The sequence below is a fragment of the Rhizobium sp. 10N427 genome, assembly GCF_056394605.1.
Window position 1 is genome coordinate 37,003 of record NZ_JBFTID010000001.1, and the last position, 24,616, is coordinate 61,618.

Annotated in this window: 16 protein-coding genes; 7 read left to right on the forward strand and 9 right to left on the reverse strand. The window is 58.3% G+C overall.

Going from position 1 to position 24,616, the window contains the following annotated elements:
* Positions 1–287: 287 nt before the first annotated feature.
* The 4 genes from AC1DIJ_RS00135 to AC1DIJ_RS00150 all read left to right on the forward strand — a co-directional run bounded on the left by AC1DIJ_RS00135 (position 288) and on the right by AC1DIJ_RS00150 (position 7,634).
* The gene (locus AC1DIJ_RS00135) at positions 288–2,651 is read left to right on the forward strand and encodes an ATP-binding protein (RefSeq protein WP_112388320.1); all 2,364 of its coding nucleotides are present in this window, start codon (positions 288–290) and stop codon (positions 2,649–2,651) included.
* Between the two features lie 149 nt (positions 2,652–2,800).
* A complete protein-coding gene (locus tag AC1DIJ_RS00140) occupies positions 2,801–5,086 on the forward strand; it encodes an FdhF/YdeP family oxidoreductase (protein ID WP_112388321.1) in 2,286 nt (761 codons plus the stop codon).
* Between the two features lie 48 nt (positions 5,087–5,134).
* On the forward strand, positions 5,135–6,016 hold the full coding sequence (locus AC1DIJ_RS00145; protein ID WP_112388322.1) for an alpha/beta hydrolase fold domain-containing protein: 882 nt from the start codon (positions 5,135–5,137) through the stop codon (positions 6,014–6,016).
* Between the two features lie 115 nt (positions 6,017–6,131).
* Positions 6,132–7,634, forward strand: coding sequence for a mechanosensitive ion channel family protein (locus AC1DIJ_RS00150; RefSeq protein ID WP_112388323.1), 1,503 nt, complete (start codon positions 6,132–6,134; stop codon positions 7,632–7,634).
* A gap of 46 nt (positions 7,635–7,680) precedes the next feature.
* Here AC1DIJ_RS00150 and AC1DIJ_RS00155 read toward each other — a convergent pair whose 3' ends face one another.
* Entirely contained in the window at positions 7,681–9,054 is a 1,374-nt protein-coding gene (locus tag AC1DIJ_RS00155; RefSeq protein ID WP_112388324.1) for an FAD-dependent oxidoreductase, read from the reverse strand.
* Positions 9,055–9,136: 82 nt separating this feature from the next.
* A complete protein-coding gene (locus tag AC1DIJ_RS00160) occupies positions 9,137–10,174 on the reverse strand; it encodes a sensor histidine kinase (RefSeq protein WP_112388325.1) in 1,038 nt (345 codons plus the stop codon).
* Positions 10,175–10,420: 246 nt separating this feature from the next.
* Between AC1DIJ_RS00160 and AC1DIJ_RS00165 the strand changes: the two genes are divergently transcribed.
* Positions 10,421–11,647, forward strand: coding sequence for a hypothetical protein (locus AC1DIJ_RS00165; RefSeq protein WP_112388326.1), 1,227 nt, complete (start codon positions 10,421–10,423; stop codon positions 11,645–11,647).
* A gap of 86 nt (positions 11,648–11,733) precedes the next feature.
* Here the strand turns inward: AC1DIJ_RS00165 and moaA are convergent, their stop codons facing one another.
* From moaA to AC1DIJ_RS00185, 4 genes are all read right to left on the reverse strand, one after another.
* Positions 11,734–12,741, reverse strand: a complete 1,008-nt coding sequence (gene moaA, locus AC1DIJ_RS00170; protein ID WP_112388327.1) for a GTP 3',8-cyclase MoaA — start codon at positions 12,739–12,741, stop codon at positions 11,734–11,736.
* A 63-nt stretch (positions 12,742–12,804) separates the two neighbouring features.
* Positions 12,805–14,952, reverse strand: a complete 2,148-nt coding sequence (locus tag AC1DIJ_RS00175; RefSeq protein WP_112388328.1) for a xanthine dehydrogenase family protein molybdopterin-binding subunit — start codon at positions 14,950–14,952, stop codon at positions 12,805–12,807.
* 10 nt (positions 14,953–14,962) lie between these two features.
* On the reverse strand, positions 14,963–15,412 hold the full coding sequence (locus tag AC1DIJ_RS00180; protein ID WP_112388329.1) for a (2Fe-2S)-binding protein: 450 nt from the start codon (positions 15,410–15,412) through the stop codon (positions 14,963–14,965).
* A gap of 177 nt (positions 15,413–15,589) precedes the next feature.
* Positions 15,590–16,165: a helix-turn-helix domain-containing protein gene (locus AC1DIJ_RS00185; RefSeq protein WP_112388994.1), complete on the reverse strand. Its 576-nt coding sequence runs from the start codon at positions 16,163–16,165 to the stop codon at positions 15,590–15,592.
* A gap of 231 nt (positions 16,166–16,396) precedes the next feature.
* Between AC1DIJ_RS00185 and AC1DIJ_RS00190 the strand changes: the two genes are divergently transcribed.
* On the forward strand, positions 16,397–17,161 hold the full coding sequence (locus AC1DIJ_RS00190) for an SDR family NAD(P)-dependent oxidoreductase (protein WP_112388330.1): 765 nt from the start codon (positions 16,397–16,399) through the stop codon (positions 17,159–17,161).
* 459 nt (positions 17,162–17,620) lie between these two features.
* Here AC1DIJ_RS00190 and AC1DIJ_RS00195 read toward each other — a convergent pair whose 3' ends face one another.
* Positions 17,621–18,223, reverse strand: a complete 603-nt coding sequence (locus tag AC1DIJ_RS00195) for a response regulator (protein WP_477831148.1) — start codon at positions 18,221–18,223, stop codon at positions 17,621–17,623.
* 593 nt (positions 18,224–18,816) lie between these two features.
* Here AC1DIJ_RS00195 and AC1DIJ_RS00200 point away from each other — a divergent pair.
* Entirely contained in the window at positions 18,817–20,775 is a 1,959-nt protein-coding gene (locus AC1DIJ_RS00200) for a sensor histidine kinase (RefSeq protein WP_112388333.1), read from the forward strand.
* A 43-nt stretch (positions 20,776–20,818) separates the two neighbouring features.
* Here AC1DIJ_RS00200 and AC1DIJ_RS00205 read toward each other — a convergent pair whose 3' ends face one another.
* Both AC1DIJ_RS00205 and AC1DIJ_RS00210 read right to left on the reverse strand, forming a co-directional pair.
* The gene (locus AC1DIJ_RS00205) at positions 20,819–21,202 is read right to left on the reverse strand and encodes a response regulator (protein WP_112388334.1); all 384 of its coding nucleotides are present in this window, start codon (positions 21,200–21,202) and stop codon (positions 20,819–20,821) included.
* A 42-nt stretch (positions 21,203–21,244) separates the two neighbouring features.
* Positions 21,245–24,391 (reverse strand): sensor histidine kinase, encoded by a 3,147-nt coding sequence (locus tag AC1DIJ_RS00210; protein WP_162705987.1) that lies wholly within the window; start codon positions 24,389–24,391, stop codon positions 21,245–21,247.
* Positions 24,392–24,616 lie beyond the last annotated feature (225 nt).

Below are 24,616 nucleotides of genomic sequence, written 5' to 3' on the forward strand. Positions count from 1 at the left end.
CGCGCCGTATTCTCCGAACCATGGCCTGTCCCGCTAGTTCTGTCGGCATCTCCGGAATGGGTACCGACCGAAACCGGTATCATGACAATGGACAGTCCCGGTGGGTGTCACACAATCGTTCTCAAGGCATGCACTTGGGTCAGCTGGCGCTAGACCAGGCCCTAGACGACTGGTCGCCAGTCGGCGTGGGCGAGACTTAATGCCTAGCGACAATGAAGGGATAAGGGGATATTCATGTTAATGGGGACGGTCAGTGGGACGGCCGACCGTACGAGGGCCTGGGCGGCATGAGTGAAGTAATACAACGACCTGTCTTCCTGACATTGGCAGCCACTTTGGCGGCATTGGTTTTTTGGATCGACAGCATCGCGGAATACGAATCCTCGGTCGCTATTCTATACCTTGCGGTACTGGTGCTCGTTTCTGCGGTCGGCAACGGCAGGGAGGTCAATCGCGCTGCCCAGGGCTGCGGAGCCCTGACTGTTTTGGCGTGGATTGTCGTCCATTTCCATACTCCAACGACGGCGAGCGTGTTGCGCTGCCTGTTCGCTTGCATTGCGATCGCTGTCACCGCAGCGTTGCTGGTCAGCCGGAAGCGGCTCGAGGAAACTCAGCAGGATCTCGAAAGAAGTCGGGCCGAAGTCGACCTTTTCGCGAATTCCGTCCCTTATGTGCTCTGGCGGTCGAATCCTCGCGGCGAGATCGAATATCTGAATGCGAGCTGGACGGCAGTCACGGGGTTGGATCGGCTGACGGTCCTGGAGGGGCAGCGCTATAACGACGTCGTCCATCCTGACGACATACCGATCCTCAACGAGACGGTCTCCGCCGCGGTTGCCAACAGGACCGTTACGAATCTCAAGGTGAGAATTCGTCAGGCGAATGGGTCATACCGATGGATGCAGATCTACGACAATCCGGCCTATTCCCCGCTGACCGATCAGGTGGAACGCTTCGGCGGACTATCCGATGTCCACGACGAGGTCGTCGCGAAGCAAGAGCTTCAGGTTGTCCGGGACGAACTCGAGACCAGCCGCGCGGAATTGGTGAACTTCACTGACTCTGTTCCGCAGATTTTGTGGCGTGCCGATGCCTCGGGCAAGATCGACTTCTTCAATCGTCGCTACACCGAAATCACCGGCAGGGATGTCCAAACGTCGATAGAACGCCAAGACTATGCGGACGACATTCATCAGGATGACCAAAAACGGTTCTCGGATGTTTGGAGTGAAGCCATCTCCGGCCGCACAGAGGTACGCGCGACCTACAGGCTGCGTCATGCAAGTGGAGAATATCGCTGGATGTCTTTGGTGGGGAGACCTGTTCGACTGGGAGAGGGTTCTGAGGATGTGAGGTATTACGGGGGTATTTCGGATATCCACGACGAGGTGACCTCGCACCAGAAGGTGCAGGAACTCAACGAGACACTGGAACAGCGCGTAGCGGAGCGGACATCTGAGCTCGTGCTTACTGAGCAAAGGTACGCCGGACTGTTTGACGTCAGCAACATGACGTTCGCGGAGATGGACTTCAGCGCCGCCGAGAAAATGCTCGACGCGCTCAAGGAGCGCGGCGTGACCGATTTGCCCGCGTATATGACGGCCAACCCGGACGAGCTGAAACGCACACTGGGGGCGATCCGGACGACGAGAGTAAACGAGGCACTCGCTCGCCTGATGGGATACGAGAGCGTCGCAGACCTTGTCGCCAACCCGCCAGCTCAGAATGCGGAGGACGGAACCGAAGTCCTTCTTCGCCAATTGGACATGTATTTCAAGGGCGTCCATCACATCGATGGCCGCACCGTGCTCGTTGGGAAGGGAGGCCGGAGAATCCCTGTCTACTTTACCGTGACAAGGCTCACGGACGGGCTGCATCTATCCAGCCATGTAGACCTGTCCGAACAGCAGCGCATTGAGGAGATGCGTCAGGCCGCGCAGGCCGAAATGGCCCGAGCGAACCGCATTGCGACCGTTGGGGCATTCTCGGCCTCGATTGCGCACGAGCTTAACCAGCCTATCACCTCCATGGTCTTCGACGCGCGAACCGGGATTCGAATGGTGAGCCGCGAAAACCCCGATATCGAAGGAGTGGACCGCATCCTGCAGCGCATGGAAAAGAATGCGCAGCGGGTGGCGGGCATCGTCCAGAGGACCCGGGAGAACCTTGTGGGAAGACGTCGTGCCGTGGGAGCTATCAACCTCCAGCGGCTCGCTTTGGAAACACGCGATCTTATCGATCATGACCTCAAGAGGGCAAATGTCGAATTGGAAATCGTCTGCGCAAAGCCCCTGCCGGAGATTATGGGTGATCCCGTCGAGCTTCAGCAAGTGTTCGTGAATCTGGTCAACAACGCTGTCGACGCCATGCGCGGCCAGAGTGCAGCAAGGCGTGTCGCGATCGAGCTAATCGCGAAAGACAGTTCCGTCGAAGTGCGTGTGAGCGATACGGGGCCAGGCATACCCGGCGAGTACATTCAGAAACTATTCGAGCCGTTTTTCACCACCAAGGCGACAGGTATTGGCATGGGGCTTGAGATCTGCCGCGCCGCCGTTGCGGCGATGGGTGGGCAACTGACCGTCGCCAATCTTCCTCAAGGAGGAGCGCGTTTCTCATTCGACCTTCCTTTTGCCGTCGAGCGGCACGCTTAGGGCGTCCGTGCCGTCAGTTGAACAGCGAGCGCGATCGGGGATGTTTTTTACAATACCCTGGCCCGGACACTGGCATTCTTTGACCGAGCAGCAAAGTATGCCGGACCAGTGGCAGTCGTATACATGCAGAGTGATAGAGAGGATCAGTCATGAAGGACGAACGCCCGCAAGGAATTGAGCCGTACGATGATCCGGCGGGCGGTTGGGGTGCGCTAAAGGCGGTCGCAAAGACCCTTGCCCATCAGCAGATTGTCGCCCAGGGAGCCGCGACGCTTCTCAAGGCGAACCAGCCGGACGGCTTCGATTGCCCCGGTTGCGCCTGGCCCGATCCCAAGCATACCTCGTCGTTCGAGTTCTGCGAAAACGGCGCGAAGGCCATCACCTGGGAATCCACCGCTCGCCGCGTCGGCCCGGACTTCTTCGAGAACAATACCGTCGATGAACTCTGGACTTGGACCGATCACAAGCTGGAAGACTCCGGACGACTGACGACGCCGCTTCTCTACAATCGGAACCGCGACCGCTATGAGGCCATCGATTGGGAAAGAGCGCTCGAAATCGTCGCGTCCGAACTCAATAAGCTTCCCGACCCGAACATGGCTGAGTTCTATACTTCCGGCCGCGCCTCGAACGAAGCGGCCTTCATGTATCAACTCTTCGTACGCGCCTTCGGGACCAACAACTTCCCTGACTGTTCGAGCATGTGCCACGAGGCTACGAGCGTTGGGCTACCCAAGTCGATCGGCGTCGGCAAGGGAACCGTAACACTCGAGGATTTCGATCACTGTGACGCGATCTTTTCATTTGGCCACAATCCAGGCACCAACCATCCGAGAATGATGACGACGCTACATGAGGCTTCCCGCCACGGTGTGCCGATCGTTGCTTTCAACCCTCTCAAGGAGCGCGCACTCGAGCGGTTCGCCGCTCCGCAGAACCCCGTCGAGATGCTGACTTTGTCGTCGACACCCATAGCCTCTTCCTACAACCAGCTTCGGGTCGGCGGCGACATTGCCACGCTCAAGGGACTGATGAAGATGGTCTTCGAGCGCGACGATGCGGACTCTCGCAGTGGGGGTCCGGGTGTGTTGGACCGCGAGTTCATTTCCGAGCATACGGTTGGGTTCGAAGAACTTAGAAAAGAAGTTGTGGCAACGACTTGGGAGAGCATCCTGGATGTGTCCGGGCTTTCTATGACGGCTTTCGGGAATGCGGCTGACGTCTATATCCGCGCCAACAGGGTCATCGTTTGCTATGGAATGGGGCTGACCCAGCACGAGAACGGTACCGCCAACGTTCAGCAGCTTGCGAATTTCATGATGCTGCGTGGAAACTTGGGTCGCAAGGGGGCAGGTATCTGCCCGGTTCGCGGTCACTCGAACGTCCAAGGTGACCGCACCGTCGGTATCACGGAAATTCCCAACGATGCTCTTCTGGATGGAATGGAGAAAGCATTCGGCTTCCGGCCGTCTGGTGAAAAGGGGCACAATGCGATCGAAACGATCGAGGCGATTGCCGATGGTCGCTCCAAGGCGCTGGTCTGCCTCGGCGGCAACCTCGCCGTCGCCATGGCCGATCCGGATGCAACGTTCGCGGCGATGCGCAAGCTCGATCTTGCCGTTCACATCGCCACGAAGCTGAACCGGTCGCATCTCCTCGTCGCCAAGACGTCGCTTGTCCTTCCGTGCCTCGGCAGGACCGATCTCGATACCCAGGCCTCGGGACCTCAGTCGGTAACCGTCGAGGACTCCATGTCCATGGTCCATGCGTCCCGGGGGTTTCTCAATCCTCCGAGCCCCCTGCTCCGCTCGGAACCCGCCATCATCGCCGGGATCGCCAAGGCGACGCTTGGCGACCGTCACGGCATTGACTGGGCCGGACTGGTGAGCAACTACGACCGCATTCGCGAGAAAATTGAAATCGTTTTTCCCGACTTTCACGACTTCAACAAGCGTGTGCGCGTCAAGGGTGGTTTCAGGCTGGACATTCCGGCTTCGTATCGCGTCTGGAAGACAGACACAGGGAAAGCGAATTTTCTGCTTTCTCCGAGCCTCGATGATGATCGCCTAGTCGAGAACCGACAGGCGCTGATGCTCACAACAATACGCAGCCACGACCAGTACAACACGACAGTCTATGGCCTCGATGACAGATACCGGGGCGTTTTCGGCCGAAGGGATGTCATCTTCATGAACAAGACCGACCTCGCCGATCGCGGGCTTCGGGACGGTGACCTTATAGACCTGACCGCAACGCTCTCAAGCGAGCCTCGGAAGGCCAGAAAGTTCACAGTGGTCGAGTATAACATCCCGAAGGGATCGGTGGCCGGGTATTATCCGGAGCTCAACGTCGTTGTCACACTCGAGCACTACGACCGCCTGTCCGGCACGCCATCCTACAAAAGCGTCCCCGTCATCGTTTCCGCAGCCGCCTGAGCGCTCTCGCCTATCCGCTGCATCCGGATTGCTACAGAGGACAATGCCATGCGAGTTATCGCAAACCTCGAATTCAGCGATCGTCTCGCGCTTGACGCGTACGTGCCGGACGCTCCCTCAGGCGCCATACTTGTCCTACACGGCGGATGGATCGAAGGCGACAAAAGCGGGGTGGCAGTACTCGCCGAGCGCCTCTGCAGATCAGGATTCGTAGTGTTCGCGGCGGATTTTAACCTCGATCGAAGTGGTCCCAGCGGCCAGGCCCTAGACGACGCGGTCGCTGCGCTCCGCTGGCTCGAGGCTTCTGATTTCGAGTTCGACCGGGGATGCGTGGGGGTGATGGGCATCGGTGTGGGCGGCACGGTCGCGATCGAGGTCGGCTTGAAGGAGAGCATCTCCGTCGCGGCATGGTCCGCTTTAATCGACTTCCGAGGCTTCATGGACAACACGGCCACTCTCGGTGACAGCGATCATCTGCGGGATCATTACGGTGTCAGCTGGGAAACGATAGTTGCTGCAGGCGAACAAATTCCGTTTCTGAGAGGGGTGGTATTGGCATTCGTCGCCAACAATCTCAGCCTTCTTACATCGACCAGCCCTCTGGCCCGCGTCACCCCACAGGCGGCGAAAATGATGCTTTTCAACTCGACAAATGAGATCATTCCCGCTCTTGGTATGGCCTTGATGCAAGAAAGAATGGCGCAGTTCGGGATACCTTGCCGTGCGAGTCTCCTGGAAGGATCGGAACACGGCGCCGAGTACCTTCTATCTGCGCTGCCTTGTACGATCCAGTTTTTTCGCGACGCGTTTTCTCCAGACGAGTCCGCAGCGTTCGCCAAGCTTCCCGGGACACTTGATCATCAGCTGAACGGCGTCGCATCGAACCTGTCGAGTGAGACGTATCACCTGGTGCCCGACGTGCGCGTCTAACGACAACCCGCGATGAGCGGTCACTTTCGGCCGATAAAGGTGATTTAAGACAATCCCGCTTTCGACATGCGGTGCACTCTTCTTGGGCAACTCAACTTAGCCGATGAAGAACGACATGATCGAACAGCTCATTTGGAACCCGGTCCTCCAATTTTCCGTGTTGGTCTTAGCGACGATCGCAGTCCGCATCGCCCTCGGCCGGAATCCCACGATAAGGTTCATCGTCAGCGTCTGCTTCTTCGCGCTGTTGACCGCCACCCTGTTGTCCCACGACATAGCTCCCTATTCTCCCGATCTTGGTGACGAAGTTCTGTCAAGGCGGATAACCACTGGGCTTCTCAAGGCTGTTTGGTGGATCGGTGGAGCTGTGGTCCTCGTCAGCGCTGTCAGGCTATTCCTCATTTTTGAGAACAAGCCGAGGGAGGGTCGACTCGCGCAGGATCTCGTTATTGGAATCATCTATCTTGGAGCTGGTCTGGCGTTGATAGCCAATGTCTTCAGTCTGCCTGTCGGCACTTTGATCGCGACATCCGGTGCGTTCGCGATCGTGTTGGGTCTGGCGCTGCAGAGCACTCTCAACGACGTCTTCTCTGGGATAGCGCTCAATCTTGGCCGCCCATACGCAGTGGGCGACTGGATTGTTCTGGAGGGAGGCTTCCAAGGGCGCGTCGTGGAAACTAATTGGCGCTCGACGCACCTCGTGAACGGCACTGACGACCTGGTCGTCTTACCGAACAGCACCTTGGCAAAGGCACGCCTCGTCAATTTGACACGCCCGGATGAGACGCACGGGGTCTCGATAACCGCTAGGTTCCTTCCCACCCGCACCCCCGCCGCAATCGAGGAGACGATGCGGACAGTCCTGCTGAGCAGCTTTGCCATCCTCAAGTCGCCGCCACCTACAGCGCTGGTTGTCGGGATCGACAGTCAGGCCATCGAAATCGAGCTCGCCTTCCGCATATCTGGGTTCGCCGCTGCCAGCGCGGTAAAAAGCGAAGTCTACGACCTCATATATCGTCACGCGAAGGCAAGCGGGCTGAAACTAGCCGGGCCAAGGGATGTCGCCGTTTTGCATTCCGAGGCGTCCGCCGAAGTGCAGTCGACCAAGCATCCGGGCACCCCATGGAGACTGCTTGAGTCGATCCGGCTTTTCGCCACCCTGACTGACGACGAGAAAGACGCCCTCGCGTCGGCCATGACGCGCCGCACCTACCAGAAAGGATCGATCATCGCCTCTAAGGGGAGCAAGCTGACGTCCCTGATGATCATGCGAACAGGCGTCGCGGCATTGCAGCGTGTGGAAGGAGGCCATTCGGTCGAGCTGGCGCGTCTGTCCCCGGGGGACCTATTCGGCGAGCGAGGGGTGCTGGTCGATGCCGCGGAGTCGGGAGATACGACGGCGCTGACCTTCGTGGTCATCTACGAGATAACCAAGGACGATCTAGCCGCCGTCATGCGCGATCGTCCGGCTCTAGCGGAGGAACTCGGGATTCTTCTGTCGCGTCGGATGGAAGAGGAGGAGCATCTTTCGAACGCGAGCACGCTCTCGCATGGCACGCACCCCGAGACCCTTGCCACGCGTATAAGGCGACTGCTCGAGATACCTGCTGGAACCTGAAGTGTTGCGGCGGCTGCCGGCTCTCCGGCCGCCGCCGATCACGCGACTACTTCACGTTCGCAAACAGCATGTTCAGGCCTTCCGAGATCGTCGGATGGGCGAAGATTCCGTCTCTGAGAGCGGTGAATGGCAGATCGCCAAGCATCGCCATCTGCACAACGCTCATAACCTCGCCCGCGTTGACACCCAGCATTCCGAAGCCGAGGATACGGTCGCTATCCTTTGCTACCAGCGCCTTCATGAAGCCCTTTCTCTGCGAAAGGGTGCGCGCCCGCGGAATGACGTCCATCGGCAGTCGGGCCACCCGATATCCGACGTTCCTTGAACACGCTTCGCTTTCGTTAAGGCCTACCCGCGCGAATTCGGGATCGATGAACACGCAGTAGGGAATCATCCGCCCGTCCGTGGTTCTGTCGCCGCCCTTGAGCTGCCCGGATACCACTCGGTAGTCGTCGAGGGAGGCATGGGTGAACATCGGCGTTCCCGCCACCTCGCCCATCGCCCAGACGTCTTGCGCCGAGGTCCTGAGAAGATTGTCCACCTTCACGAATCCGCGCCCATCTAGCTGCACTCCCGCCAGATCGAGGCCTATACCGTCTGTGCGCGGACGGCGGCCCGCAGCAACGAGGAGGTGGGAGCCGTCGAAAGAGCGGCCGTCCGCAGTTGCGATGCTTACCGCCTGTCCGGACTTTCCGGCCACTGTTGTTCCCACGCAGTTAAGAGCCACTTTGACGCCCTCGTCCTGCAGGACACCCAGCAAGGCGGCGCTTACGTCTTCGTCCTCTCTCGGGGCGAGGCGAGCGCCGTTCTCGATGATGGTCACCTCCGCACCGAGCCGACGGAACGCCTGGCCGAGTTCCATGCCGATGTACCCGCCTCCGAGAACGAGCAAGTGCGTGGGCATGTTGCCGAGCTGGAGGGCTTCGACGTGTGTGATCGGGTCGGCGTCCGCCAGCCCAGGGACGTCCGGTACCGCGGCCGTGGTGCCGAGGTTTATGAAAACCTTGTCGCCTGTAAGTGTTCTGACGCCATTTTCGGTGTCCACGGCGATTGTCTTGGGCGAGACGAACCGTCCCCAGCCAATTACAAGTTCGAAGCCGCTGGCGTCGAACCCGGTCTGATTGAGGGCAACCATTTCAGCCACCACGCTGGCGGTTCGGTTTCGGACGAGATCGAGGCTGGTCCGGATATTGTCGGCATGCGTGCCGAGCTCGGAAGCTCTACGGGTAGCGTGCGCGACTTCCGCGCTCCGTATCAAGGTCTTGCTGGGGATGCAGGCAATATTGATGCAGGATCCGCCGATGAGGCCAGCCTCGATCACGGCTACACGCTTGCCTGTTTTTGCCTGTTCTATTGCCAGAGTCTTGCCCGCTTTGCCGCCTCCGAAAACGAGGATGTCGAAGGTTTCCACCTGAGCCATTGTTGTTTCTCCTTGGGGATTGGTATCCACGTGAAGAGAAGCAGCAGAGCGTGGCGGGCGATTGTAAAATCGAGCTTCCAGCCTACGGGCACACCGGAAACAGCAGGGAGAAACGCAGCCCTGACCGCGTCAACCTATGCTCCATCTTCCCGCGGAGCTGGCTCTCTACGATCTTACGCAGCAGCATAGAACCCTGGTTTGGGGATGCCCTGCAGTCGACTTGAGGTCCGCTGGTCTCTCTCCACCAGAGGCCGATCTCACCGTCACAGCAGGTCCACTGAATAAGTATCTGGCCGGATTCGACGGAAAGCGAGCCGTGCTTGAGCGCGTTCGTAGCAAGCTCGTTCGCAAGAAGGCCCAACGCCACTGCAACAGTGGAGCTGACCTCCAAGTCGGGACCTTCCGCGAGTATCCGCGGCTTGTCGGGGTCATGATAGGGAGAAAGGACACACGCAAGGAGTTCCCGCAGGAGAAGACCGGGGCTTTCACTGCATTCGTTGTCTAGGAAATGATGCACGTCGGCGAGTGTCCGAAGGCGCTGCGCGAATTCCTTCGAATGCTCCTTAGGAAGGGAGAGGTTCGCAAGCCCGATCGCCGAGGCGTAGACGTTCTTGAGCCGATGCTGCGCCTCGTCGCGTTCCAGCCTCACATGTGCGCTCGCGTCCATCAACTCGCTTAGATCGACGCATCGGGAGATCGCCGCCGACGCCGCCCGCGCCAGTGTCTGGGCCGCAGCGATCTCGCCGATTGCATCCGGCACCGCTTCCTTGGAAACGAACGCGGAAATGTCTTCGATCGGTGGCCGAAGCACTTTCGATGGCACTTGGACACGACCGACAGGGCCGGAAAGGGCGCAGCCCTCCGTAAGTTGCCTATCCCCCGTCGCGCTCACGGCAATCACCGGAGAGCCCGGATCGCTCAGCAACGAGAAAGCTGGCATCGGGGTCGGYGACGCTTGCACGTCCACATTCATCCCTGCTCTTGCCTGGATCAATTCGATAGCCTCGGCCGACAGGATCCGTCGTGCGGCGTCGCGGGCGATCCCCGCAATCTGATCGCTGTCGTTGGAAGCGGCGATCTCCGCAAGCGCTTCTACGAGTATGGGATATGGCTGAGGCATGTTCGACACCAGTTTCGCGGGTCGCCGCAAGGGCTATTGATACCACCATGGCTATGCCCTCGTTCCCACGCGGAATAGGACGATTCAGCCTTCGGGGTCGTGCGACTACCTGCGCGAGGCCTATCCGCACGGCCTCGATGCCATCACAACAAGACATCCCTCATTTCGCGCGACCGGATCCTTCAATATGGCGGGGGGCCTTTACGCGTATCCGGGTGCATGCACAGCCAGTAAAGAGGACACGATATGACCATCGCCACATCCCGAACCCTAAGAACACTCGGCGCGCTCGAGCACCTCTTCGCCGCCTATGGCGAAGACGGCACCATGAACTTTACGATCGGAGTTCGCGTTTCCGGCACGTTGTCGGAAGCGGCCGTCGTTGCCGCGCTCGCAAAGGTGCAGGAACGGCATGTCCTGCTCGGTGCTTCGCTGGGGTGGAGCGAGGACGGCACGCATTGCTTCATGATTTCGGAGCGCCCGATCTCCCTTACGTCAATTTCGGCGTCTACAAGCAGTTGGGAGCGGATCGCCGAAAGCGAGATGAACAGGCCACTTGTTTCGGCCGACGCACCACTTGTCCGCGCCGCGATGGTTGCCGGATCCGGTTCCACGACACTCTTCCTCACGTTCAATCATGCAATCGCTGACGGCATGGCCGCCGTTTTCGTGATGCGCCAACTGCTAACCGTACTGAGCGGAGCGGAGCTTTCGGCTGCGGCTACTTGTGCAAGGCTCGAGGACCGGATCGGATTGGAGGTGCCGCACTTCTTCAGGAAAAGCTCGCCCACTTCAGGTTCGAGCGCCGACACCAATGCTGGCTCACTCCATCCTTCTACGCTTGGAACAACCGTCAATGCCGTGGAAATCGACGCGGATCGACTGGCAATGCTTCACCAGACCGCGAAATCCCATGGCACGACGATTAACTCCATGATCACGGCTGCACTCGGGCGGTCAGTCGTGTCTCTGAATGAAGGCTGGTCGGAAAAGCCCCTGCGTGTCATGTCCCCGATCGACCTCCGATCGGGATTCGATATTCCCGAGCATGTCGGCCTGGCGCTGTCGATCGCGATTACCTCGTTCGAGAGGGGCCATACAGCGTTCTGGGACGAGGTTGGCAGAGTGCACCAGCAGATCGCCAAATTCCGAGAGAGGAAGATGGCCCTTTGGATGGTCGGGGATATCGCGAAGCGATGCATCGACGATCCGAGCTACGAAGCGACAAGGCGGCGCGTGCTCGAACACGGTCCATTTGACAGCGTAATGACGAATTTCGGGGTCTTGCGGATGCCGACCAGCTTTGGCAACCTTGTAGTCGAGAAGATTTGGGCCCCGGCGCTTCGGTCGATTCCGGGCCAGGACGTAGTGGCGGCGGCGACGTTTGACGGTGGCCTCAGCCTCGTACACACCTGTGTAGGAGGAACCGACGGACTGCTCGCGAGAATGGTAGAAATCCTAGAAACCGCTTAAAACGCTGGTCTCACCGCCCGGCGTAATTCTGGACGGCTTCGCTATGTAGGGGATTTGCCCGAGCTCGGCGGTGCAAAGAATGGTGATCAGCCCCCTGTCACGCTCATATGACGGCGTACGGTGGGCTTTTCTCCCCTGCCAATGACAAAGTCATGCCCCCGCGGCTTACGTGCGATTCCGCCGTCGATCGCCCGCCCAAGCTCGACGTCGCTGGCACCCGATCTCAGCACCGCACGGAGATCGACCGCATCTTCCTGGCCGAGACACATGTAGAGCGTCCCGGTGCAGGTTAGGCGGACTCGATTGCAGCTCTCGCAAAAGTTATGGCTCATGGGCGTGATGAAGCCGAGCCTACCACCTGTTTCCGCAACCTCTACATATCTTGCCGGACCTGAAGTCCGATAGTCCAGAGGCCTCATCGTGAAATGGTCGGCGAGCGTCGGGCGCACTTCCGAAAGCGGCAGGTAGACATCAGTTCTGTCCTCGCCGACATCTCCCATTGGCATCGTTTCGATAACCGTGACGTCCATGCCATAGAAATGAGCGAAGCGGATGATGTCCGGGATTTCGTGGTCGTTCAGTCCGCGCATTGCCACGACGTTGAGCTTGATTTTCAGCCCGGCGGCAAGCGCTGCCTGGATCCCGTCCAATACTCTCGAGAGCTCCCCCCGCCTGGTTATCTTGCGGAACTGGTGGGCTTGTAGCGAGTCGAGCGACACGTTCAGCCTTCGAACACCAGCGTCTGCCAGCTGCACCGCGTGCTGCGCGAGTTGAGAGCCGTTCGTCGTCAAAGTCAACTCGTCGAGGCCCGATCCGATCCTACGGCCGAGCGACCGAACGAGGTCGATCATTCCCTTGCGCACCAGAGGTTCGCCACCAGTCAGCCGCAGCTTTCGCACGCCTTTGGCTATAAAGATCGAGCAAAGCCTCTCAAGTTCCCCAAGGGTGAGTAGGTCTTCCCTCGGTAGGAACGACATACTCTCCGACATGCAGTATGTGCATCGGAAATCGCAGCGGTCGGTCACCGACACACGTAAATAGCTAACGCAGCGGCCGAAGCCGTCCATCATCCGGTCCATCGTCGGTTTTTCCATGCGTTGTTCCAGCCCCCACCCAGCGCCTGTCTACACAGGCGGTCCCAATCCAAGGAGCCGATTTCATACCGCTGCCTGCGAAAGGGGAAGCGATCTGATGCGCTTTCCTGTCGCCGAAAATATCGCGTTTGCTAGAGCGCCAGCTGCCGCCGCGGTACCCGCTTCCCCAACGCCGCCAGGCTTTTCGAGACTCTTGACCTGGTAAACCTCGACTTTTGGAGCTTCATTGATGCGAAGGATCCGGTAGTTGTCGAAATTGCTCTGGTCCACCGCTCCGTTGGTGAAAGTCACCTCGTTGAACATCGCGGTACCAAGCCCGAAAAGCACGCCGCCTTCCATCTGCGCCCTGACTGTGTCCGGGTTGATGACGATCCCGCAGTCCACCGCCAATACGGAGCGCAGAAGCTTTACCTGCTTACCGGGCACAACTTCGATCTCGAGGATGTGCGCGAGGTAGGTATTGAAGGCGAATTGCAGATTGACTCCGCGGCCGTGGCCTTCGGGGAGCTTGTCCTTCCATCCAGCCTTTTCGGCAGCCAATTCGAGTACGGCCAATGCCCGCGGATTCCTTGTCAGCATCTTTCTTCTGAAATCTACCGGATCCTGCCCGGTAGCGTGCGCCATCTCGTCGACAAAGCTCTCCAAAACGAAGAGATTGTGGGTAGCGCCGACACCCCGCCACCAAGCTGTGGTAAGTCCCTCCGGCTCGTGACGGACATAGTCCGCGAAGACGGACGTCTCGTCATAGGGTGTCTCAGCCGCGCAATCGAGCGAGTCAGGATCGATGCCATTCTTGAAGGCCGGGGGTGCCCATCGCGCCATGACAGACGATCCCGTCACCCGGTGCGTGCGCCCTACAAGGCGGCCTGCCTCATCCAATCCCGCCGACACGCGGTCGTAGTAGTACGGTCGGAAGAAATCGTGAGTAAGATCCTGTTCGCGTGTCCACACCAGTTTGACAGGATACCGTATGTTCCGCAGGAGCTTTGCCGCCTGCTCAATCGTATCGATATCGAGACGCCGACCGAAAGCGCCGCCCATGAGCTGGTTGTGCACGGTCACCTTCTCGGGAGCCAATCCGGTCGCTTCGGCGACCGCCTTCTGCGCCCGGACAGGAACCTGAGTTCCTACCCACAACTCCGCACGATCATCCTCGATATGCAGTGTGCAGTTCATCGGTTCGAGCGGAGAATGCGACAGGAATGGCGAACGGTAGATCGCATCGAGCTTCGTCTTTGCATTCCGTATCGCTTCGGCCGCCCTGTTGTCGTCGCGCACCACAACGCCCGGCTTGAGGGAGGCCTCATGCATGTCGTTTATGATCGCTTGGGTCGAGACAGTCGCATTCGGCCCGCTTTCCCAACTCAGGTCGAGCGCCTCGACGCCAGTCTTGGCGGCCCACATGTGGTCGCCGATGACCGCCACGGAGTCTTCTGTTCGGACGACGTCGCGGACGCCCTTGACCGCACGCGCGGCTGCTTCGTTCATGCTGGCGATCCTGCCGCCTTTGACGGGGGCGATCGCGAGGGTCGCATATGCCATCCCAGGCAGCCTAGTGTCGATCCCGTAGACCATCGAGCCGTTGACTTTGGCCGGGGTGTCCAGCCGCTTTGCCCTGGTGCCAATCAACTTGAACTGCGACGGGTCCTTGAGCGGGACCTGTTTAGGTAACTCTCGGGTAGCGGCGTCCGGAGCGACTTCGAGATAGCTCAGCGAACGGCCGGATAGGGCATGATGGATGACGCCTTTTTCGACCTTGCAGTCGTCCGGAGAAACTCCCCACCGTGCTGCGGCGGCTCCGACGAGCATGATCCGTGCGGACGCGCCCGCTTCCCGCAGGCGCACCCAGTCCGACTGCGTGGACGTTGAGCCACCCGTCGCCTGGTCGAAGAGAATGGGGTCCATGTACTTCTTGAGATCCGGAGGCGCCGCCTCCACCCTCACCTGCACGAGATCGACCTCGAGTTCCTCGGCCATGAGCATGGCGCTCGAGGTATAGATACCCTGGCCAACTTCCGTATGCGGCATGATAAGCGTAATGCCTTCTTCGTCTATTTTGACAAAGGCATTGGGTATGAATTGCGACTGCTCACCGACCGCAGCTGAGGCGCGGCGTGTATTTCCTGGAAGCTGGACGGCCAGTACAAGCCCAGCGGTCGCTAGTGCGGTTCCCCGGAGGAAGTTTCTGCGCGATACGAGGTTCTCGATCATTGCGTGGCCCTCACACGTTGACCGAATGGATTGCTTCGCGGATTCGGACATATGTGCCGCAACGACAGATATTTCCGGCCATCGCGTCGTCGATGTCGGCATCCGTGGGCTTGGGGTTATCGGTAAGGAGAGCGGCAGCCGACATGATCTGTCCGGACTGGCAGTAGCCGCATTGTACGACTTCCTTCTCCAGCCATGCGGCCTGGACCTTGGCTCCGATCGGCGTGTCGCCGACACCTTCGATGGTGGTGATCGGCATATCCTCGATCATGTCCATCGTCGTTTGGCAGGAACGAACCGCCACGCCTCCGAGATGCACTGTGCATGCCCCGCATTGGGCGATGCCGCAACCGTATTTCGTCCCCGTCAGGCCGAGCACGTCGCGCAACACCCAAAGGAGCGGCATGTCGTCCGGCACATCGACATCGTGAACTTGGCCGTTGATGGTCAGCTTTATCATTGTCGCCTCTTCTCTATGACATCCGGTTGGTACGCCGCGTTTCGGCTGGCCGGGTTGTCAAACCGTCATCGCGCACGGTGACGGAATTTGAGGCTGGATAATTGGACGATCCTGCACCGACGAACCCGGACGCTACCGATCGTGGCGGCGCGCCAGCGAGGCGCACGCCGCGTGATCCTAGTATCCGACTGAAACCTGAGGGCCGATATCGGACTCCGCCCGGCTACCCGCAGTGAGATAATCCCATTGCCTGGTCTTAGACACCGAGGCGTTCTTGCGCCACTTGAGAGGAGTTGTTCCGACAAGGCGCTTGAAGACCTTGGAAAGATGCGCCTGATCGCTGAGACCGCAGGCGTGGGCGATCTGGCTAAGCGGCTCCTGGGTCGACGCGATCAGGTATTTCGCCGCTTCAATGCGCCGGGACAGGACGTAATCATATGGCGGGCGACCGAAGGTCACGTTGAAGCCCTTCGAAAACCTGCTTACGCTGAGGCGAACCTGCTCGCTGAGATCGCTGACCCGGAGCCGAGTGTCTACGTTTTCGTCGACGTAGCGAACGATTTTTTTTCGCTGCCATTCGCTGAGTCCAGAGGTAACCTTCTCCTTGAAGGCCACTGCCACGGGAGGCTGTCGATCTGAAAGGTTCTTTCGGTCGAACCATCCTTCGAACGCCTGAAAGTCTATCTCGGCCTGCCAGACCTGGGGCGCACTGCCGCCGTCCAGGACGGTACTGAAGGAAAGGGAGGTGTCCATCGCGATGTCCTCGCTGCTTCGATGCATTGAGGTTGCCGTGTTGGGACGTGTGAAACGAGTTATAGGATGTAAAAAGAAGTTATGCCGTTAAGGCGGGAACCATAACAACGCCGGAACCGGATTTTACAATACCCGCCACCACGAGGACGATAGCAGCAAGACAAGGACCTTGCCGCTAGTCCGGCTCGGATTCTCCCAGATCAATGCAGCTCTATGAGGCATTCCGTGGGCATGGTGGAACTTAACTCGGACAGGGGCGCCAGTCCCCGGGTGGCCCTCGTAACGCAGGCGAGCAGCGACATTGGGGTAGCGACCGTTCAAGCGCTCGCTCGAACTGGAACGGACTTGGCGCTTGCCCTTGAGGCAGAGCCGACTCCACACTTCATGGAGTCATTGCGATCTTACGGTAGCCGTGTTGTATGGTTTCCGATCTCGGGATCACCGAACGGTATGCAGGCTGCGCAGCTTGTGCGCGCGGTGCTCGCGTCGTTCGGACGGATCGACGTGCTCGTCACCAACACCCTCCGGCGCGTGGAAGGCCAGATCGATGACGAGGACGTAGACGAGGACGCGCTCGACGAACAGATGGCCACGGACGTCAGAAGCGTCATTTCCCTGATCAAGGCCGCATCCAAGTCCATGACAGACGGCGGCCGGGTGGTTGCCCTTGGCTCCTGTCTTGCCGACCGCGTTGGAACACCGGGACTTGCCGATTTTTCAGCGACGCGGGCAGCGATCGCCGCTTTCTGTCGGGGCGCCGCTCATGACCTCGGGCCGCGTGGGATAACGGTGAACGTTGTTCAGATCGGCGCGATTGAATCCCATGCTGGCCAAGGGCTGTCCAGAGAGATGCTTGCGGCCGAGAGAGATGCCAATGCTTTACGAAGACTGGGAAAGCCGTCTGAAGTGGCCGATGCTATTATGTTTCTCGCTGGTCCCGGAGCGGCATTCATCACGGGAAGCGTCCTGAACGTGGATGGTGGATACAGCGCGTAGTGCAAACGTCGTTACTTCCGCAGTTTCGGCTTCGAACGTGCTGCCACTAGCTTCTCGTAGCCAACGGGCGTCAAGTCGCCCAGGTACTTGTATGTGGCAAAAAGGCTTTTGGGGTTTAGGTGCCGTCTGATGGGATTGAGCGCCGATGACCTGGATGGCGGCGGCCTTGTCCTCTACTGTTTTATATATCAGGTGATAGACCGTCCCAGAGGCGATTTTTCCGCCGATTTTAGTTTTTCAGTTCGTGCTCATCACCGACCAGTCGCTTGTAACAGCCGCAGCAACGGCGCCTAGGAGAACAGAGCGTACGGAAGCGGGCTTCTTTCCGTCAGCGTCACCTACGCCGTGCCCCGATTTGTGAGAGTCGACAAATTCGTTCCAATCCACTTTTGCCATAGCCTCACTCCTTAATCCAAATATCAAAACCGTGGACATCTAACGACTGAAATCAACCGGGCGTCAGAGGCTGATTATGCCGCGCTTGAGTCCAATCGCGACGGCATGTGCCCGGTCGTTCGCAGTCAGCTTGCTCAGTATGCTCTTGATGTGGCCTTTCACTGTTTCCTCGGCGATCGCCAGTACCAGACCAATCTCCCGGTTCGAGTTGCCCTCCGCGACCAGCGCGAGGACTGATATCTCACGAGCGGTGAGAGACTCGCCGTCCGCATATGTCGCCAGGGTGTTCGCTACCTCTGCGTCGACGTGGCGTCGCCCAATCGCCACCGATCTGATCGTGTTTATCAGGTCCTTCCTGACGGATGACTTGAGAAGATAGGCTTGAGCCCCCGCGGCTATCGCTTTGCTTGCCAGTTGTTCAAGGTCGTAGGTCGTCAAGATGATAACGCGGGCGTTGGGATATGCCTTGCGAATTTCGGTCAGGACATCGATGCCATGGACCTTAGGAAGCTGCAGGTCGAGAAGCATCACATCGGGCTTGAGTTCGCCGTAACGTCGGATAGCCTGTTCACCATCGGCCGCCTCTCCCACAAGCTCTATATCGGAGTGCGCGGCAATGAGCGCCGCCAATCCTTCTCGGATTAGCAGATGATCGTCGGCGGTCATGACACGTATGGGGCGCGATGCCATGTCTGTCAGCTAACCTCGTAATCGATCTGTGACTTAAACTGTAAGGTTTCTGATTGGCTCATCCAGTGAGCGACAAGCCCAGTTTCAGTCCGTAACACCATTATTGCCACTCCCGTGATCCACTGCTTCGCTTTCGACCTGATCCGCCTCCGTCGGAGCTGATCAGTTTGGCCTCCTAGAAACCAGGCGATCGTAGATCGCAAGCCGAAGTTGTCCACCCTCGAAAGAGGGGCAACCTTTTCTGAAGCCTCCTGAGCAGGATGGATGTTGAATATCTTCAACACGTTTACCTACCACAATGGATAGGTATCGGATCGGGAAACATCGGTGTTAGCTCAAGTTTGCAACGGAGGATTGGGTGGGGAGCCCTGGTTTTCGGCGGAGAAGGAAGCGCTGCCCGGAAGGTCGATCTCGCAGATTACTGGGTCACCTGAGCCCTGGCTGTTATGAAGCTGATCCCGGAATCCATGCGGTCGGCTCAGGCTCTCGACTTCCCAAAGCAAATCATCCGAAGAACGCGAGCCGTCTACCTTGAGGCGGGTCCACACGGTAGAGTTTGAGAGGAAGCGATGTCGAGCATCCGCAGTACGTTCGCCGCTAGCCGTCGCTTTGGCCTGCCAAACCGGATCGTTTCCTCAATGGATCATGTGACCGAGCAGTTGCACTTGATAGGTGCCACGCGGCAGTTTGCTTTCGTGGCCATAATCGCTGTTTCCTTGTTCTTGATCGCACGGCTAGACTCGTTTTCTCCCGCTCGCATTTACGCTTGGTTCCAAGCATCGTATCTCGTAGAAATCGCGGGAATAACGGCAATCGCGATGACCGCATCCATCCTCTTTTTGATGCGTAAACGTCGTCGCGGTCCGCTTGGTCCCCCAGTCCCTCCCGTTGACAATCGACAGGAACTTGCCGACGCGTTACCACATATCTTGTGGGGAACCGGCGCTGATGGGCGGTGCGAGTTTCTCAACGAAAGATACACGGAGACATTCGGCATCCCGCGTATTGAGGCGATAAGGGATCAAAGCTGGGCTGACCCGATACATCCGGTGGATCGGCCCAAGATGTATCAGGCTTGGCGTGGGGCTGTCGAAAACGGTAGCTCGAACTATTCGGCCTATGCACGTGTACGCATGAACGACGGCTCATACCGATGGATGGAATCGCTCGGCCGATCGGTGCGATCGCCCGAATCCGGCGAGGTCGTCAAATGGTTCGGGAGTCTAGTTGACGTCCAAAGCCAGGTGGAAGACCGCGAGATGATTTCGAGGCTGCAGTTCGACCTTCAGACTGTCGCCGACGAGTGCGAGAAAGCGGTCGCCCGCTGCGACGAGCGCCTGAGCACGCTCTTCAACACAAGGGAGATTGCCTGGCTCGAATATGACATAGCGTCCGCGAAACCAATCTCCGACATGCTGAGAGAGAATGGTGCGCTCGATATATCCGGGAAGGTCATCTTAAATCCCGTGCTGACTGACAAGATCAGGGAGACGATCCGAATCCGTCGGGCCAGCGAGGGTGGCTCAAGAGCGCTTGGCCACAAGGGTACTCTCGATACGGTTACGGAGTGGGCAAGAACCGACAACTTTCGCAAACTCGATGTTGAAATCGCTATCCTTGCCGCCATGATCAATGGTCTATCGTCGACATGTGGAATTGCGGAGTTGATAGATGCCGACGGCGAGGCAAGTTCTTATCCCTTTTCGCTCTGGATTACTGACGACGGCGCTGCCAGGGTTTCGCTATTCGATACCCGAGGCTCAGATGAGCGAATTGGGGAAGCCGGAGCAGCCCGGAAGGAACTATCCAAGGCAAACAGAATCGCCTGTGCGTCTGCGCTGTCTACATCGCTAGTTCACGAGATGAGCCAACCCATCACAGCAATATCACTCGATTTGGCTACGGCGGACAGGCTTGTCGCCATGGGACCGCGCGGCGCGGAAGCTGTCGCGAAAGTGATGGATAGGCTTCGATGGAACGCCCAGCGCCTGACCGACATCGGAACGCGGACCAGGGACAGTCTCAAGCCGAACCGTCTGAACAGGCAGCCCGTAGACATTTTTGAGTTGGCTGTGCGATCGCGCAATTTCGTTCTCGGCCCATTCGATCCGAAGCACGCCACCGTAACGGTAACCGCCGATGACGATCTTCCCCTGATCGAGGCCGACCCGGTCGCTTTACAGCAGGTACTGTGCGCTCTCTTGTTGAACGCGCTGGAGGCGGGAGACGCCATAGGAAAGCCCGCAAGTGTCACGGTAGCGATATCGCGACCACCTCAAGCGACGGAACTGAGGATCTCAGTGTCTGACCGCGGGTCTGGCGTGCAGGAGGAACACCTGTCGCTCGTCTTCGATCCGTTCTTTTCCACCAGACCTAACCGGTTGGGGTTCGGCTTGACGGTGTGTCAGAGCGTTGTCGAGGGCTTCGGCGGAACGCTGACCCTCCACAACAGAAAGGGCGGAGGGGCAGTCGCGGCGTTTTCGATTCCTTTGAACGACGCGGCCGCTGCCTGGTCAGCGTCAATTTGAACGTGACAACCGATAAAAGAGGCCACCGGAAAACGTCACGTTCTCAGTCGATGTGGTAACCTGCTAGATGCAGGACGCTGGCGATAATGTCGTCAACGTCGCTTCCCTTGCTAAAGAACGCTGCGGCCCCAGCCTCCATAGCCTTGGTTCTCGTGGTGTCGTCATCCTGCGACGTTATGAAAACAGTCTTGAAGGCTACATCTCGTTCTTGCAGCAAGCTTTGAAGCTCGAGGCCACTCATCCCCGGCAGCCGTTGGTCCAAGATAAGGCAAGCCACAGTCTCGTCCACGATGTGTTCGAGAAACTCCTCCGCCGTCGGGAAGGCGACGGTTTCACAGTCATAAGAACAGAATAGATCGGCGTATGCCCGCCTTACGGCAAGGTCATCTTCAACTATAGCGATCGGCGACCGAGACAGTTTGTGCATTCCTCAGACTTGAACGATGGGCCCTTGTACAGGCCGGAGGCGCTAGCGTACATGGTGAGCGACAAGGTTGCGAGAAATCGATCGAAGTTTTGACTCGGTCGTGTTCATTTTCAGGGTCACCTTCGTTCCTCTTCCTTGCTGGCTCGAGATCGACAGCTGCGCCTCGATATTTGCCGCACGCTCCAAGATCCCGGATATGCCGTAGTGTCCCGAATTTTGCATCTCTCCGGGTTCGGAGGGCATTCCTTTTCCGTTGTCACTAACGGTGATTTCCATTCGCGCGCCCTCAAACCTGAGCAGGCACTCGATGCCTTTGCCTCCCGAATGGAAATACGCGTTTCTAAGCGCCTCGCGGCAAATCTGGCGAAGTTCATCTCGTACTTCGACGGGGAGGCGCGGCAGCTTGCCTTCTACCTTCAGCGAGAAGCTTGCGCGCGCTCCGTCGGGTTGAAGGGACGACAGCTCGGCAGCATCTTCCTCGATCAATTTGATTATGTCGGCCGTGGCCTTGGCGGGATCGCGAAGAGACTGAATGGTTTCCCTGCCCTCTACTATCGCGTCGTCACTCTTGAGAAGAATTACGTTAAGCATTTCGGACGCCTTCCCCGGCTCTTCCGGAAGCAGGTTCCTCACCCCCTCGAGGCGATAGATCAAGCCTTGGAAGCTCTGCAGGAGCGTGTCGTGAAGGTCGCGCGCGACGCGTGTCCTCTCGCCAAGCCGCTCCTCAAGTCGGGCGTTGTAAAGCGTTTCCACTTGCATCATGCGAGCCTTGTAGGCAGCGAAGATCGCCGCCATCGCCAGGATGCAGAACAGCGTTATGAACCACCAAGTATACCACCATGGCGGAGAAACTTGGATCGCCAACGAGCCGGATCCTCCCCATTCTCCCCTCTCGGTGGCAGCCTCCACCACGAGTGTGAAGGTCCCGGTCGGCAAAGTCGCAAAGTTGATTGTCCTCAGCGCCGCTGGCAGGAGGTGCCACTCGGTCTCGAGCGGGGCGATCCGGTACCTGTATCTCACGGCTGCCGGATTCGAGAAATCGAATGCCGAAAAGCTCACTGCAAAATTCTGGTCGTAGCGAATTCGATACCCGGTATCCGGATCACCGAGCGGATAGAGAACCGATTTGTCCGCTACCCTAACGTCGGTGAACAATACCTTGGCCGACGGCGCAGGGGATCGGATTTTTGAAGGATCAACGACCGCAGCACCCGGGAAACCCGCAAAATACATACGCCCAGCCTGTCCGCTGCTGCAGGCATGCCATCCCCCCATGTCGTTACCCGGCAAGCCGTCCGCGCTGGTGAAATTCTCGAAGCTGGCAGTCTCCGGGTCCATCTTGGAAACACCCCGGTTGGTACTGATCCAGAGATTTCCGTCGGAATCCTGCCGTGTGCAGCTAACCGCATTTCCGGCGAGGCCGTCTTTCTCGAAATACGCAGTGAATTTTCGAGTCTGTGGATCGAACATATTCAGGCCGTTATGAGTGGCAATCCACAGTCGCCCGTCGCGGGCGCGGAATACGTTGTTGGTGGTATTATTGCTGATCGTCGTCGGGTCGGACGGATCGTGCCGAAATTCCTCGAACTCCTCCGTTTTCTTGGAAAACTTTACGAGCCCGACACGTGAGCCGATCCAGAGGTTATCCCGGTCGTCCTCGTCGATCGAAAAGAGTTCTTTGTTCAAGGACGTGTCAGCTCTGTACGTCTTGAATGTCAGCGTCTTTGTATCCAAACGGTTTAGACCATTCCAGGTCGCGAGCCATAATACCCTTTGTCGATCAAGGAAAACCCGCGTCACCACATCGCTACTGATCCAGTCGCGCCGTCCCGGTTGATATCTGAACGCCTGTGTACGGCCTGTCTCCGGATCGAAGGAAATGAGGCCTGTTCCGATAGTCCCGATCCAGAGGGTCCCGTCATCGCCCTCCACCATTGAGAGGATCTCTACCGAAGCACCGTTTCCGGCAATGTCGAATATTCGTAATTGGCCTGCCGAATCGACGCGCGTCAGCGCGCCACCTGTGCCCATCCAGACATTGCCCTTCCGATCTTCTAGGATCGCGTTGACAAACGTCTCCCCAAGCTTGTTCACGTGGCCGGAATACGGCCAAATTTTCCGGAACGGCAAGGGTTCCGGAGTGAAAACATTGGGCGGGCTCGCGTGCAGTCCTGTCCAGATGTTGCCCTGGCGATCTTCGAAGATTTCGATCACCCTGTTCTCGGACAGGCTTTGAGGATCCGTGGGATCGTTAACGTACTGATCGAAAGTAAAATCAGCCCGATTGAACCGCAACAGGCCAGCGCCCATGCTCACCAGCCACAGATCGCCGTTGCGGGTTTCTATCATCTTGTAGATGCCTGACATCAGGCCGTCGGCGGTGTTACTGAACGAGATTTTCTTCACCGTATCCGACGCGCGATCGTAGAGCGCGAGCCCGCTGCCCGAGCCCCAGAGAATCCAGAAAAGACCCTTCGAGTCCTCGAAAAACTGAAACTCTCTGGCTTCAATTCGCAGCGGAATACGGTGGCTGACCTTGCCGCTTTCCGGATCAAATGCCTCGAGGCCGTTCCCTGTCGCCACCCAGAACACGCCTTCGCGGTCAGTCCCGGTCGACTTGATATCGTCAGTACTTAGCCCATTTTCCTGACTGGGCTCCTGCCCAAAACGCTTGACCTTGCCCGTTGAGGTATCGAGCCTGTACAGGCCCTGCGACGTGGCCAACCAAAGAAAGCCGCTCGGGTCTTGGCTGATCTGAAGCACCGTCGGCGTTGACGCATCAAGTGCAAAGTGTCTGAACTTCCCCGTCTTTCGGTCGAAGGCATCGAGAAGTTGGTCCGTTCCGATCCATATCGTGCCGTCGCGGTCCTTGAAAGTCGAATAGATGTAAACACCGCTCAAGCTATCGGGATCGTCTCGATCGTGCTTGAAGACCTGGAAGGTATATCCGTCGAACCTGTTTATCCCGTGCTGAGCACCAAGCCACATGAAACCGTCGTCATCCTGGATGATCTGTCCGACTCGGGTCTGGGAGAGGCCTTGGGACAACGACAGCTTTGTGAACTGGATATCGCTCTTCGGGATCAGTCGGCTGCTAAGGATTTCTTGAAGGACAGTTGCCGTGGGAACGGATTCGCTTGCTCTGGCGGGAATGCTCACGAGCGTCGAGATGAAAAGTTGTACCGCCATGACCCAAAACAAGGTCCGCGGCAGAACTCTCCATGACATAACAGTACGCAAGACCCGCCCCCGCAATGCGCAAAATCGACTGTCGGATTATGCCGAAAGGCACAGCTGACACAAGCGGCAGGCACACAAATCCAGGCTTTCGCCAAGGCCGCTGTGGCCGTTGAATGTATTGTTACAGACTGGCGCAAGTGGTTTTTACACAGAGCTTGATGCGCCATTTGCTCG